Here is a 13,628-nt window from a genome sequence, read left to right as displayed (position 1 = left end):
TTTTATTCCTGGGATTCCTGTGTTTCTGTGTTTTTAAAGATATAAACTTTAGTTCCATTTTCTAATTGTTGTTCAGCTAATTTTTCACCATTCACAAAGGTTTCGCCGTTGTCAGTCAATCTGATATCAACTTTTCTGCCGTTTAAATCAAGGGAAACGGGCTCTATACCGTCAAGAATATTGTTTGCACTATCTACAAAAACAATAACATCAACTACGGTCACTACTGCGGAGTTGCTTACTGAACCACCGGCTCCGGCAGTTCCTCCGTTACCTCCGGTTCCGCCTACCGCAAGGCCTCCCAGCCCCGCAGCGCCTTCTAACTCGAGAAGGGCTTGGAGAAGTGCATTTTGATCCACGGTTCCGTTTTCTACCAGATCGGCTACCGCTGCAGCTGCAGCAGCTGAACCACCGACAGCTTTTCCTCCGGCACCGCCGTTAGCATCTCCGCCGTTTGCTTCGCCGTTTTGGCATACATTCACTGAGGTATTGATATTAATACCCCCATTTTTCTTATCCTTTTTAAAATCATGATCACAATCTTCGCAGCAGAAGCAAGGTTCACAACACTCACATGGCTCGCAGCAAGGATCACATTTTTTACAAGGATCCCATTTGTCGTGGTGGTCGTGTTTGCAAGGATCCCATTTGTCGTGGTGGTCGTGTTTGCAAGGGTCCCATTTGTCGTGATGGTCGTGCTTGCAAGGATCACATTTGTCGTGGTGGTCGTGTTTGCAAGGATCCCATTTATCATGGTGGTCGTGCTTGCAAGGATCCCACTTGTCATGATGATCGTGCTTGCAAGGATCCCATTTATCGCAAGGATCATGCTTGCAAGGTTCGTGGCAGTCGCAGGGGTCTGGTTTTTTCCAGTGTTCCCATGGCTTCTCACATTCTTTATGACAGTGTTTTTTTAAAGGTCGGTCATAGCACCAGTAAGAGGAATCATCTCTTCTGTAGTCATCGTTCCTTTTGTAATTTTCATAATTTTCTCGTTGGTTTTGATAGTCGTACTGATCAGACATTCTATATCTATCGTTTCGATTTTCTTCGTAATATCCGCCTCTGTCCCATGGGGCTTCTTCCCAATCTCCATTATATTGTTCTCTATAGTATGGTCGATCATAGCACCAGGAACGATTATCATCTTGATACATAATAACCAATTTCCTTTCTTGTATTAATGCATAGGTTTTATGAGAGTAAAACTCTGTGCAATGTATTTTATTCTAGGTGACCTCAAATTGTGAATAAGTGCCGTTGCTCGTATATCCCTTGATCCCTTTATTTTAATACTATAGAGACTGTTCTGATTCTATCTTGTGTTATGTTTGTATCATTTTGATTCATTCAGTTTATTTTTGATGGATATTACTATCATGATGGGCCCGACTATCCGCAGAGAAGATTTTTTCTCTGGGGTGGAATTTTGACATGATTTCTCTTTTCTTACCCTCGGAGGTATGAAGATAGATTTGAGTAGTGGCAATGGAGCTGTGTCCAAGAAAGTCTTGGATAAATTTAATATCTACGCCTTCTTGCAATAACAGAGATGCAAAGGAAAATGGAATTTGACAATGAGAATATCATAATTCCAAATATCCAGAAGCTCGCTGAAGGATATGTACCATTGTACGAAAAAGTTCTTCAACAGGGTGTTACGCTAGTGTTGTGACACGTTCACTTTTGGATAAATGACGCAGGATGAATTTTCGGCCTGCAAGGCGGAGGAACGAGGCATAGCCGTAGCTATGGTGAGTGACGACAACACAGCAGATGGAAATTCAGACAAGTCATTTGCCTAAATATGAGCGCGCCACTGCGCTAGATCTTCATCGAGAAAAAGTTGATGTTTTAGAAGTTTCTACAAAACGCAATTCACAGGAAATCGCAAAATTAAAGACAATATTGAATGTTGGCGTGTGACGTATAAGTCATATTGTAATTTTATTACGACCTTTATCTTGAAATAAAGGTCATTGCCACTTTTTGTACTAAAAATGCGATGAACGTTAACATAGCTGTAATATGTCTGTAATGGACTTATCGGTTCTGTCTGCTATAATGGATATATACCTGATAATAATCAACCGATAAGGGGATACGCCTATAAAGTTCCTGTCTAGCATAGGAAAACAGGCGAGATGGAATGGCTGGTAAACAAGCTTCTCCAACAGGTGAAAAACCAGCGAAACCCTAGGAAATTACTTCTTTCCGATGTATTACAATTTCGTTACATTTGAAAGTATAGGTTGACTGCTTTAGTGGCAAAAGGTATAATTCAATGTGATAGAATATGCGGGGATTCAACGAACTGCATTTCTATAGATAATGTCAAATTACTTCAAGAAGGGGAGAGGTTATTTGAAAGTATATTGTAACAATGTTCCCCTTCGAAAAACAATACTTTAAAGGAGGAATTTTAAATGAGGATGAGAAAAACAATCTCATTTGTACTGGTGCTGGCACTGGTACTGGGCAGCTTTTCCATGGCCTTTGCCTCTTCATCCAGCTCAAGAACAGTAAAAGAGTTCTCGGATGTAGAAGGAACTGCTTATCAAGATGCCGTAACGGTTCTCTCGGCTTTAAATGTGGTTGCAGGTTATCCTGACGGATCCTATAAGCCGCAGCAGACAGTTAACAGAGCAGAAATGGCGAAATTTATCATTACCACTCTGGGTTTGGAAAGCTCTGCTTCCGGAGCCAGCACAAATTTCACCGATATGTCCGGATATGGCTGGGCTAGCGGTTATGTAGGCTATTCTCAGAGCCTGGGTATCATTAAGGGCTATGGCGACGGAACTTTCAGACCTGGAAAGACAGTTTCCTATGACGAAGCCATCACCATGATCGTCAGAGCACTGGGATATACAGAGGCTGTAAAAGAAATGAACGGTACCTGGCCTGCAGTATTCACTCAGAAAGCCAGAGTTCTTGGCGTCACCGATGATGTCAATGCCGGCGGAAGCGTAGGCGCTACCAGAGGCGACGTTGCTATCATGCTTTACAATGCCTTAACCTGTAATATGGGATATGCAGATGCTGACGGAGTATTTATCGAGAAGAAAGATAAAGACGGACACATAATCAAACTGATCAGCAATCTGGATGCGGAAGAATCCGAAGATTATGCCGTAATCACAAAGTCTGATGCTGACGATGCGGTTGTCAATATCAGACCTTATGTAGGAGCATACGCAAAAGTCTTTACCTTAACCAAAGGCTCAGATGAAGACGCAATCATTGCGGTAGGAGATGTGAAATCCACTTTTGTTACCGGTGAATACAAAGCAGCAGATAAACTAATCAAAACTGCCGATGGCACCGAATACAAGCTGGATGATATTTCCAGCAAAGGAATCTGCGGAACCTCCAAGGAACTGGATTCCAAAGATACTGCTATAGAATTTGTGAACGGTGAAACCGGATCCTCCGGAAGCACGATCCTGGATTCCGATCAGCAGACATTAGACACTGATAAAACAGGAGCTATCGTAACCGTTTCAGCAGATGTAAGCGGAAAGACGATCAAAGGAATTTTCTCCGTATTACTCTGGAAAGCGGATGCAGACGAAAAGGTTGAGGCAGATGATCTGAAAGATATTACTTCAAATCATACGCTGCTCGGTAAAGATTTTGCTGAAAATGATGATGATGAAATTGATGTGACTTCTTTTGAATTATTTGGCGTAAAATCACTGAGCGACATTAAGGCTGATAACGTTGTCTATGTATATGCAAACAAAGATGACGAAATCACAAGAATTGCTGTAGGTACTACAGTGGCAGAGGGCGAAATCACTGCAATCAAAGAAGGCAGCGAAACAAAAGTAACCATCGGCGGCAAAACGTACCTGTTTGCAGATGAAAAGCTTTCTAAATACAATGGCGTAACAACTGACTTTGACAAAAATGATGTTGACACCGGCGACGAAATAAAAGCGTATCTGGATGCTTACGGATATATGTATGATTACGATGCAGTTTCCGGTAAGGCTGACAATTATGCAGTCGTATTGGAAGTAGGTACAGCCGGAACAAAGATCGGCGATAAGAACCAGATCAAGCTGTTCCTGGCAGACGGATCCGACAAGGTATTTGACGTAGATAATGATCTGTTCAAGGCCTCCGATTATGTACCTGGCGTAACGACCACTGATGCAATCAAGTGGGAAGTAACAGGCGGATCCATTGTCAAGTACGGTGTTGATAAAGACGGCGTAATCGACTCTTTCGAAAACTTGAAAGACGGCAAGGATTATACAACAGTAGACAGATCCGGAAAGCAAATCGATATCACAGCCAAGGGATACTATGACAATACTCAGATCCGAACCGGCGCAGTGATCTTCTCCTTCGATGGAGTTCCCGGCGACGGCACTGATATGAGTGACGAAGATAACTATGGCGTAACGACTCTGGAAAAAGTACTGGATACTTCCGATGTTCGTGCTTTATATGTTACCGACAGCGATAAGATCGCGGCTATGCTGCTCTATGATTACAGCGGATCAGACGAAGTTTACGGTGTTGTAACAGAAGCGAAGAAGACTTCCGGAGATTCAGACTATCAGGCAACCTTATTAATTGACGGAGCGAAAAAGACTTACGGATTATCCAGTGAGAGCGTTTACTCCAAAGCAAGGGATGGTGCGAATGCCTCCAATAACACAGGTGATAAGCTCTTTAAGCTTGAATTCAATGCCAGCGGAGAAATCAAGGGATTAGTACCGGCCTGGACAGATTCAGCTGACACTTATGCTACTGAAAAGGCAATCGTTGCGGATGCTTCCAAGTCTTCCTTCTCCAACAACACTTATAAATATGACACATTGAGTGTTAAATTGGAAAAAGATGCGGTTGTTTATAAGAATGACAGCGGAGATTTCAAAACTGCAAGCACAAGTGACCTGAAGAATTTAAAGAATGGTGCTACGGTATGGTTCTATGATACCAATGACGATAACAATGACGGCTTGATGAATATCATAGTGATCGATAATCCGGGAACCGACTCTGACACCAGCACGGGCTCCGACGTGGTAACGGTAACTTATGTAAACTCCAGTGCTACCAAGTTTACAGCAGGAGGAACCACTTATACTATCAATGACGATACCAAACTTCTTGATAAAGATGGAAATACTATCGGAATAGGTAGTGAAGATATGAAAGCAAAGCTGACAGCAGGAGATAAGCTTTCCAGCATTAAAGTGAGCAACGGTGTTGTCACTTCAATGAAGCAAGCCGAGTAATCCCTTCAGCATAAACGGGCTGTTCTTAACCGGTTCGTTTGATACGTAAAAGGTCTCTGTAAACCAGAGATCTTTTATCTCAGCAATCTCCCCCGGCGATTCCGGGGGAGATGCCTTTATAAAGAAATGGTTTTACCCTTGGCAAATAAACAAAAGGGGGCAGTTATGAAGAAAATTTTAGTTTTACTTTTAATTATTATTTTTGGCTTGGCGGTTACTTTTCCTACTTTTGCTGATTTTGAAGAGAACCAAAGGCTGCCTGCTGATACAGCAGGCAGTCTCTATGAGGAAGCGGTGAAAACTCTCATAGGTAAAGGGGTGGTCAGCTGCTATGAAGACGGCACCTTCAGACCGGAGAAGACGTTGAATCGGGCGGAGGCCTGCCTTCTGATCGTGAAATGTATAAATCCGTCAGAATCAGCAATTCGGGCTGAAAAAAACGATTATTTCAATGATTTGAATGGATACGGCTGGGCGGAAGAATACATTGATCACGCATTGGAAAAGGGGATCGTAAAGGGCTATGGCAACGGAAGCTTTCGGCCGGGAAGCCCTGTGACCTATTATGAACTGTCGGCAATGCTTGTCAATGCATTGGGATATCAGGAATCCGAGCTTCAGGGAAGCTGGCCGCGGAACTATTTGGATAAGGCCTTTGAATTGGGTGCTTTTCAAGGCATAGCGGAAGATTTGAGTGGGTTTGACAGCGGTCAGGCGGTAACCAGGGGCAATGCGGCTTTGATGGCTGAAGCAGCCGTTCGTTCTTTAGAAGGAACAGAAGCTGCCAAGGAACACGATTCAAAGTCTTCATCAGGTGCAGAGGCACCATCAGACTCAGAATCCCCGTCCAACTTACCGAAAGAATCTCAAAGCGCGGGAAAACTTTCAGATTTCAGCGGCCGTGCCTTTGGAATGATTTTAGGCATTTCCAAGGTTCTGAATACAGATGGGGATCAGGTACAGCAGATTGAGTTTTTAATGGGCAAGGATACTTTTCATTTAAATACCGATGGTAAGAACACTATCTCAAATCCCATAAGCTTTGACGGCAGCATCTACTGCCTGAAAATGTCAAATGGAATCGTGAATGACGCCGATACGGATGGCAGAAAATTAAAGGCAAAACGATATGCTGAACTGACCGGGGGATGGAAGGAAGTGGAAGGCAGAGAGAATAAAATCATAACGGTGGCCGGCTCAGGGGATAAGATCACAGTGATGAAAGATGCAATCTTTTATATCGCTGTTTTTGATGGGAATAACATAGAGGAATATAAATCCGGAGTGTTGGCTGACATTACAGGGGGAAGCCTGATCCGGGCTTATGACATTACCGATGACTCCGCCGACAATGCTGATATTGTTGTCATTGTGAAGTCAAAAGATAAATCCAAACTTATGTAAGTACCTGTGAAAAAATGGAAGTAAACGATACGTCTGAAACAAACTACACGTTCTACCTTTGTTACGAATAAAACTGAGAAAGTTGGGATATAGAATGAAAAAATTGGTAATCTGCATAGTAACTGCAGCTATTGCAGCGACTTGCTTTACGGGCACCGGATTTGCCGCTGACAATAATAAGCTCTCTTTAAACGATGCAATTCGAATCATGCAGACGACAGGCACCAGAGCGGAGACGGCAGAACTGAATAAAAAATCGGATCAGGCAATTGCCGCAGGCTATTCCGAGGCCGTAAAGACCATTAGTGAGACGCTGAATGACCTAGCGCTTATCAGGCTGTACCAGCCTTCCTCATCCATCAGCTATAGTGCTGCAGCGGAAAGTGCGGGAGCAACAGCTGTAAATGAAAAGGTTTCAAAACTTAGAAGGGATTTTGCGAAGGAGCAAATCGATAAAAATTATAAGGCCGAAATGAATCAGATTGAATACGATACCGTACAAGCTTACTATGGTGTATTACTGGCTCAGGATAATTTGATAACGTGCCAGGATAATTTAAAGGCGCAGCTTGATATCTTAAAGAACACAAATGCGAAATTCAAGGTCGGAATGCTGGCCAAAAAAGATGTGTTGTCTGCAGAATCTGCAGTAACCTCTGCAATGAGTGATATCCGAAACGCTCAAACAAAACTGGACTACGCAAAAATGGGATTTAATTTCTTACTGGGGTATCCTGTGACCCAGGATACGATTCTATCGGATACCCTGAAAGAAGTAACCGCACCGGCAATCGATATTGAGGGATCTGTGAAAAGCGCAGTTGCCAACAGAAATGAAATTCAGGGCGTAAAATTTGCTGCAGAGGTTCATGGAATACTGCTTTCAAGCCTGCAGGTACGATATCCTAAAAACTCGTCAACCTATTTAAAGCAGCAGGCTACTACCCTGGAAGCCCAGAAATCTGTCAAGGATGCCCCGAGCCAGATCGAAATAGAAATCCGAAACAAGGCAGCAGAGCTGGGGGATAAGAAGGCGGCACTGGACGCGGCGAAATCAACCCGGGAATATGCTCAGGAGGGATATCGGCTGATCAGCCTGTCCTATGATGCAGGATTGGCAACACTGGCGGAAGTACAGGAGGCCCAGGTAAATGTGTATAAAGCAGGCTTGGGTGTCTCTCAGGCGATTTCCGATTATGATTTAGCGGTATATGCTTTTAAATATGCCCAGGATGTAGGGGTAAACAGGCTGCCTTTATAGTGATCGGCACGTTGGATCTCTTTGCCTGCTATAAGTTTGACAATCTCTTTTCTTTCGTCAAAAAAAGACAACAGGATGCGGCTTTAAAGAACAGCTTTATGATGGAAAAAAATTTCCCAATAAAGCTGTCTTTTTGTATGAAAGTGTGTACGTAAGAAAATACGGACATGTGTCAAAATGACATATGGCAAAATAAATTATGACAATATGACATTATTTTTATAGGAAAAAGAGAATTTTATTTCGCTTATGATTGTATTTTAGGGATCTGACATTGGATTATGGTTAGTATTTTTCGCAAAATTCCTGTATTATAATCTGACAATTTGCGACAAAAATAGTTGGCACGTGAATTGCACAATGTATAATTATCTGTCAAAGGTGCATTTGGCAAAAAAGATTATTTTAATTATTCGGTTTTTAAAAATTTATTTGCATAGGATTATACACAATTTTCTGAATGTTTATTTTTTAACGATACTTTACATTTCGGAATTTAAGTTTATAATAGGTTTAACAGTTAAATGATACGATGGGGCAAATATTTAAATGAGCGAATTGACAGCCTTTAAAAACCAAATATTTTTTTACGGAATTATTGTTGCTGCATTATGTGAATTGGCTTCTCTGCCATTTTTGGGGCTGAATAGAATGTTCTCTTATGGCCTCGCCTTAGGTACAGCAATCGCAATTGTAAACTTCAACATTATGGAATTTACGCTAAAGAAAGCTCTTGCCGGACGCGGAGGTTCCATGGCATTCATTGGGTATATTCTACGATTGCTCATTTATGGCGGTGCTTTTTATATGTCCATGAGAGTGGGAACCATCAGCGGTTTGGGTACTTTACTCGGCTTTCTGACATTAAAAGCTGCCATTTACTATCTGCATGGTTTTAAAGCGAAATTCTCAAAAGACAGGAAAGTCAGACCCGAGGTTCAGGCGGAATATGAAAAAATGGATTTGTTAAAAGAAGAACATAAAAGTGACCGGCTTCGGGACAAAATAAGAAATGAACTCAGTTATCAGGAAGATGAGGTTTTCTATGAAAAATCACCTAAGAAAACCTATAGAACATACAAGCGAAAGAAATTAAGCAATAAATAGCAACGGCAATTTGCTTTGCCAGTTGTGCAGGCTAAGCGAATAAAGGAGGTAAAAGCAGAATGCATGATCTTAGCAATTTAGGAGCACGAAAAATAATCGGATTTGGGGACGGCAGTGTATTTATAACAGAAACGGTGCTGTATTCCCTGATTGTAGCAGTGGTACTTATTATTTTCGCCTTTGTTTCTACCAGAAAAATGGAGAGATATCCCAAAGGGCTTCAGGCTGTGGCAGAACTTATCGTGGAGTTTACATATAAACTCGTCGGCGATACCATGGGCAAGCAAAATCTTGCTTTTGCACCGTATATCGGTACGCTGTTCCTGTTCCTGCTGCTGGGAAACTCCATGGGTCTTTGGGGCTTTCGTCCGGTAACTGCCGATGTGAATACCACTTTTGCACTGGCATTGATTACCTTTATGTTGATCCAATATAATTCTATCAAATCCAGAACGCTGAAGGGGCATCTGAAGCATATGGCAGATCCTTACCCCTTTATGTTCCCGTTAAAAGTCATCGAAGAAGTATCCTTCCCGATTTCTCTGGCTTTCCGACTTTTCGGAAACATCCTCGGCGGAATGATCGTTATGGCGCTGATTTTTACGGGACTTGGAAGTATCAGCCACAAGCTGCATCTGCCTATACCGTTCCTGGAGGCAGTAATTCCTCTGCCTGCCAATATCTTCTTTGACATCTTTGAACCGATATTACAGGCATTTATCTTTACCATGTTATCTATGGTGTTCATCGGAATGGCCATTGCCACTCATGAGGACCATCATTAGAAATAAAAAAAAAATTACTTGTATTTAAGAAGGGAGATTTTACTATGCCATTAGTAACACCAGAAGCATTCGTTTTAGGAATGTCAGCATTAGGAGCAGCTTTTACAATGATCGCTGCAGTGGGAATCGGTATCGGTCAGGGTTTTGCCGCAGGTAAAGCAGTTGAGAGCGTTGCAAGACAGCCGGAAGCTCAGGGAGATGTACTGAAAACTATGCTTGTAGGTCAGGCTGTAGCGGAAACTACAGGTATCTTTGCATTTATCGTTTCCATCGCTTTGCTCTTCATCAATCCTCTTGTAGGAATGCTCTAAAAGGAATGCAAGAAAATAAATCATAAACGAGAGGAGGATAAAACCTTGGAATTCTATACAGGATTAATCGAATTTAATTGGACCCTTGTCATGCAGTGGGTGACTGTTCTGGTTTTATACCTTATACTCAAACGTTTCTTCTTTGAGAAGGTGCACAATTTCATGCAGGAAAGGGAAGCATCCGTTAGAGATGCTTTCGAGAATGCTGATCGTGTCAACCTTCAAGCCGGTGAAAAACTGTCTGCTTATCAAAAACAACTTTCAAATATCGAAACTGAAGGCAGAGAGATCATAAAAAATGCGAAATTGAAAGCGGAAGCTCTGGCAAAGGATATCACAGATGAAGCAAACAGAAAAGCAAACGAAATGATCTTACAGGCGCAAAGAGAGATCGAAAGAGAAAGAATCAAAGCCGTAGCTGAGATGAAAGAGCAGATTGCAGGTCTGGCCATCTATGCAGCTGAAAAGATTATCGAAAAACAGCTGGAACAATCAGGTCAGGAAGAGATCATTCAAAGAATTATTGAACAGGCAGGTAGGTCGGAATGGCAGAATTAACCGTTGATTTAACCTATGGAAAAGCCTTGTTGTTGGCTGCCACTGATGTAAATAAGACAGAAGTGATCTTAGAGGAAGCAAAGGAACTCCTGAAGATTCTGGATCTAGAACCCGAGTTCCGTGAGTTCCTCAGCACTCCTGTAGTTTCTGCTGCCGAAAAAAAGAAAGTCATCGCTGATATCTTTACCGGCAAAATTTGTGACGAACTTTTAAATTTGCTGTTTATATTGGTTGATAAGGGAAGAGCAAGAGAATTCTCCAATATTATCAGAAAATATAAGCAGCTGCTGGATGAAAGCAGAGGATATTCCATCGGTACCCTTTTCTCGGTAAAACTTCTTTCTCAGGAACAATTGGAAATATTCGAGGAGAAAACAGGAAAGCTGATTCAGAAGAAGGTAAAGCTGGAAAATAAAATAGACACCTCCATCATTGGCGGTGTGAGAATATTCATAGAAGGCAAGGTAATCGATGCCACCATTAAGAAGCGGCTGAAAGACCTGAGTGAGAGCCTTAGATAGAAGGAAGGAGGATGTTGCACCTATGAATTTGAGACCAGAAGAGATAAGTGCAGTAATTAGAGAGCAGATCAAACAATATAAAAATGAACTGGAAATCTCCAATTTTGGGACAGTAATACAGGTTGGCGACGGCATTGCCAGAATCTACGGGCTTGATCAATGTATGGCAGGAGAACTTTTGGAGTTCCCCGGTGAAATCTACGGCATGGCATTAAACCTTGAAGAAGACAATGTTGGTACTGTTATCCTTGGACCCGATAAAGAAATTAAAGAGGGCGATATCGTAAAACCGACAGGAAGAGTTGTAGAGGTACCCGTAGGGCCCGAACTGATCGGCCGCGTTGTCAATGCGCTGGGTCAGGCCATCGACGGAAAAGGTCCAATCAAAACCAGTAAAATGCGACCTGTAGAAAACCCTGCTCCTGGAGTGCTGCAGAGAAAATCGGTTAATCAGCCGCTGCAGACGGGAATCAAGGCTATCGATTCCATGATTCCAATTGGTAAGGGACAGAGAGAGCTCATTATCGGAGATAGACAGACAGGTAAAACGGCAATTGCCATTGACACCATCCTGAATCAGCAGGATGAGGATGTTGTCTGTATCTACGTTGCCATAGGGCAGAAAAAATCAACCGTTGCCCAGTTGGTACAAACCTTGGAAAATAAAGGTGCAATGAAATATACCATCGTAGTTTCCGCTACTGCCAGTGAGGTTGCACCCCTTCAATATATTGCTCCTTATGCAGGCTGTGCGATGGCTGAGGAGTTTATGTATCAGGGAAAAAATGTGCTGATCATTTATGATGATTTATCCAAGCACGCCGTGGCCTACAGAGCCATGTCCCTGCTGCTTAGAAGACCGCCGGGAAGAGAAGCTTATCCCGGAGACGTTTTCTATCTTCACAGCAGACTTCTCGAGAGAGCTGCTAAGCTTTCCGATGAATTAGGCGGCGGTTCCATCACCGCACTGCCCATCATTGAAACCCAGGCAGGAGACGTATCCGCATATATTCCGACTAATGTAATTTCCATTACCGATGGTCAGATTTTCCTGGAATCCGAGTTGTTCTTCACCGGACAGAGACCAGCTGTTAACGCCGGTATTTCTGTTTCCCGTGTAGGCGGAAATGCGCAGATTAAAGCTATGAAAAAGGTAGCCGGTAAGGTAAAGCTGGAACTGGCCCAGTATCGTGAGCTGGCTAGCTTCTCCCAATTCGGTTCTGACTTGGATAAGGATACGAAAAACAGGCTGGAGCACGGTGTTATTCTAATGGAAATCCTGAAGCAGCCGCAATATTCTCCGGTTAAGGTAGAACATCAGGTTATGATTATTTATGCTGCAATCAATCATTACCTGGCCAATATTCCGGTAGAGGATATTAAAGAATTTGAAAAGCAGTTCTATGAATTTATGGATGCTCAGTATCCTGAAGTTGGAAAAGAAATTAAAGCAACAGGAAAGCTGGAAGGCGAAATCGAGGAAAAATTAAAGGCAGGCATCGAAAAATTCAAGTCGATTCAATGTTCCGTTTGACAAACAGTAAGGAGGAGGTGAAGATATGGCAGCAAGTAATATGAGAGATATCAAGCGCAGAATACGAAGTGTAAACAGTATGGAGCACATCACAAATGCTATGAAGCTGGTATCTGCTGCTAAGCTTAGAAAAGCAAAAAACACCTTTGAAAAAACAAGAGAGTATTTCCATTATGTAACGGAATCCATTGAAGAAATTTTTCATAACACAAATGAGGTTCCAGACCAATATTTAAGAGGAAATCGTGAAATAAAAACCACTTGTTATATTATCATAACAAGCTGCAGAGGTCTATGCGGAAGCTTTAACTCCAATGTCATCAAAGAAGCAACCAGGGCCATTGAGGAAGATCCGGAGAAACCGGTAATCGTCGCCATAGGAACAAAGGGAAAAGAACATTTCCAGAAACGTGGCTATGATATTCATGGTGAGTACATGCTGCCACCGGAAAGCATTTCCTTTATGGAAACCCATGACATCAGTAAACCGATCATTGATATGTACAATGAAGGCAAAATTGATGAAGTGGTGCTCATTTATACATCCTTTGTCAGCTCTCTGGAACAAAAAGTAAAATGCGTAACCCTGCTGCCTTTTGAAATCGATAATGATCCTGAATTCCCTAAGCTGGATAAACAGGTAGATTATGAACCTTCCGTAGAAGAAGTATTTAATTATCTCGTGCCTAAATACGTTGAGATCATGGTTTACGGAGCGATTGTCGAATCTGCCACCTGTGAACATGCCGCAAGGCGTATGGCTATGGAAAATGCCACGGATAATGCCAGAGAGATGATTGCCGACCTTACCCTTTTCTATAACAGAACGAGACAGGCGGCCATTACAAATGAAATTTCAGAAATCGTAGGAGGCGCCGAAGCGCTAAGATAA

At 42.4% G+C, this 13,628-nt stretch carries 14 protein-coding genes; 11 read left to right on the top strand and 3 right to left on the bottom strand.

The window, feature by feature from the left end; all coding sequences use genetic code 11:
- Positions 1–2: 2 nt before the first annotated feature.
- Positions 3–482 carry a hypothetical protein gene (locus KCX82_RS15110; RefSeq protein ID WP_227019328.1) on the bottom strand — a complete coding sequence of 160 codons (480 nt, stop codon included), beginning with the start codon at positions 480–482 and terminating at the stop codon, positions 3–5.
- Between the two features lie 48 nt (positions 483–530).
- Here KCX82_RS15110 and KCX82_RS15105 point away from each other — a divergent pair, with 48 nt between their 5' ends.
- Positions 531–917 carry a hypothetical protein gene (locus KCX82_RS15105; protein WP_227019327.1) on the top strand — a complete coding sequence of 129 codons (387 nt, stop codon included), beginning with the start codon at positions 531–533 and terminating at the stop codon, positions 915–917.
- On the opposite strand, the gene KCX82_RS15100 is transcribed toward KCX82_RS15105, so the two are convergent.
- Entirely contained in the window at positions 914–1,147 is a 234-nt protein-coding gene (locus KCX82_RS15100) for a hypothetical protein (protein ID WP_227019326.1), read from the bottom strand. The two genes, KCX82_RS15105 and KCX82_RS15100, sit on opposite strands and share 4 nt — an antisense overlap.
- 208 nt (positions 1,148–1,355) lie before the next feature.
- Complete coding sequence (locus KCX82_RS15095) at positions 1,356–1,550, bottom strand: tyrosine-type recombinase/integrase (RefSeq protein ID WP_227019416.1); 195 nt, start codon at positions 1,548–1,550, stop codon at positions 1,356–1,358.
- Positions 1,551–2,426: 876 nt separating this feature from the next.
- On the opposite strand from KCX82_RS15095, the gene KCX82_RS15090 reads away from it, so the two are divergent.
- The 10 genes from KCX82_RS15090 (at position 2,427) to atpG (ending at position 13,628) form a co-directional block, all read left to right on the top strand.
- Positions 2,427–5,255 carry an S-layer homology domain-containing protein gene (locus KCX82_RS15090; protein ID WP_227019325.1) on the top strand — a complete coding sequence of 943 codons (2,829 nt, stop codon included), beginning with the start codon at positions 2,427–2,429 and terminating at the stop codon, positions 5,253–5,255.
- 165 nt (positions 5,256–5,420) lie between these two features.
- On the top strand, positions 5,421–6,659 hold the full coding sequence (locus tag KCX82_RS15085) for an S-layer homology domain-containing protein (RefSeq protein WP_227019324.1): 1,239 nt from the start codon (positions 5,421–5,423) through the stop codon (positions 6,657–6,659).
- 94 nt (positions 6,660–6,753) lie between these two features.
- Positions 6,754–7,920 carry a TolC family protein gene (locus KCX82_RS15080; RefSeq protein ID WP_227019323.1) on the top strand — a complete coding sequence of 389 codons (1,167 nt, stop codon included), beginning with the start codon at positions 6,754–6,756 and terminating at the stop codon, positions 7,918–7,920.
- A 549-nt stretch (positions 7,921–8,469) separates the two neighbouring features.
- Positions 8,470–9,027 carry an ATP synthase subunit I gene (locus KCX82_RS15075; RefSeq protein WP_227019322.1) on the top strand — a complete coding sequence of 186 codons (558 nt, stop codon included), beginning with the start codon at positions 8,470–8,472 and terminating at the stop codon, positions 9,025–9,027.
- A gap of 59 nt (positions 9,028–9,086) precedes the next feature.
- Positions 9,087–9,812: a F0F1 ATP synthase subunit A gene (gene atpB / locus KCX82_RS15070; protein ID WP_227019321.1), complete on the top strand. Its 726-nt coding sequence runs from the start codon at positions 9,087–9,089 to the stop codon at positions 9,810–9,812.
- A gap of 44 nt (positions 9,813–9,856) precedes the next feature.
- Positions 9,857–10,123 (top strand): ATP synthase F0 subunit C, encoded by a 267-nt coding sequence (atpE, locus tag KCX82_RS15065; protein ID WP_227019320.1) that lies wholly within the window; start codon positions 9,857–9,859, stop codon positions 10,121–10,123.
- 45 nt (positions 10,124–10,168) lie between these two features.
- Positions 10,169–10,681 (top strand): F0F1 ATP synthase subunit B, encoded by a 513-nt coding sequence (gene atpF / locus KCX82_RS15060; protein WP_227019319.1) that lies wholly within the window; start codon positions 10,169–10,171, stop codon positions 10,679–10,681.
- Entirely contained in the window at positions 10,669–11,202 is a 534-nt protein-coding gene (gene atpH / locus KCX82_RS15055) for an ATP synthase F1 subunit delta (RefSeq protein ID WP_227019318.1), read from the top strand. The genes atpF and atpH overlap by 13 nt, the downstream gene beginning before the upstream one ends.
- Before the next feature lie 22 nt (positions 11,203–11,224).
- A complete protein-coding gene (gene atpA, locus KCX82_RS15050; RefSeq protein ID WP_227019317.1) occupies positions 11,225–12,736 on the top strand; it encodes a F0F1 ATP synthase subunit alpha in 1,512 nt (503 codons plus the stop codon).
- 25 nt (positions 12,737–12,761) lie between these two features.
- Entirely contained in the window at positions 12,762–13,628 is an 867-nt protein-coding gene (atpG, locus tag KCX82_RS15045; RefSeq protein WP_227019316.1) for an ATP synthase F1 subunit gamma, read from the top strand.

The organism is Sinanaerobacter chloroacetimidivorans, from assembly GCF_018128545.1.
In the GTDB taxonomy this organism is placed as follows: domain Bacteria; phylum Bacillota; class Clostridia; order Peptostreptococcales; family Anaerovoracaceae; genus Sinanaerobacter; species Sinanaerobacter chloroacetimidivorans.
This window is presented reverse-complemented; position numbering and strand designations above follow the sequence as displayed.

What these genes read in the sequence shown, in the direction of transcription:
- KCX82_RS15105 (WP_227019327.1), top strand. Translation starts at nt 531, where the DNA reads ATGATCACAATCTTCGCAGCAGAAGCAAGGTTCACAACACTCACATGG.
- KCX82_RS15100 (WP_227019326.1), bottom strand. Translation starts at nt 1,147, where the DNA reads ATGATAATCGTTCCTGGTGCTATGATCGACCATACTATAGAGAACAAT.
- KCX82_RS15090 (WP_227019325.1), top strand. Translation starts at nt 2,427, where the DNA reads ATGAGGATGAGAAAAACAATCTCATTTGTACTGGTGCTGGCACTGGTA.
- KCX82_RS15085 (WP_227019324.1), top strand. Translation starts at nt 5,421, where the DNA reads ATGAAGAAAATTTTAGTTTTACTTTTAATTATTATTTTTGGCTTGGCG.
- KCX82_RS15080 (WP_227019323.1), top strand. Translation starts at nt 6,754, where the DNA reads ATGAAAAAATTGGTAATCTGCATAGTAACTGCAGCTATTGCAGCGACT.
- KCX82_RS15075 (WP_227019322.1), top strand. Translation starts at nt 8,470, where the DNA reads ATGAGCGAATTGACAGCCTTTAAAAACCAAATATTTTTTTACGGAATT.
- atpB (WP_227019321.1), top strand. Translation starts at nt 9,087, where the DNA reads ATGCATGATCTTAGCAATTTAGGAGCACGAAAAATAATCGGATTTGGG.
- atpE (WP_227019320.1), top strand. Translation starts at nt 9,857, where the DNA reads ATGCCATTAGTAACACCAGAAGCATTCGTTTTAGGAATGTCAGCATTA.
- atpH (WP_227019318.1), top strand. Translation starts at nt 10,669, where the DNA reads ATGGCAGAATTAACCGTTGATTTAACCTATGGAAAAGCCTTGTTGTTG.
- atpA (WP_227019317.1), top strand. Translation starts at nt 11,225, where the DNA reads ATGAATTTGAGACCAGAAGAGATAAGTGCAGTAATTAGAGAGCAGATC.
- atpG (WP_227019316.1), top strand. Translation starts at nt 12,762, where the DNA reads ATGGCAGCAAGTAATATGAGAGATATCAAGCGCAGAATACGAAGTGTA.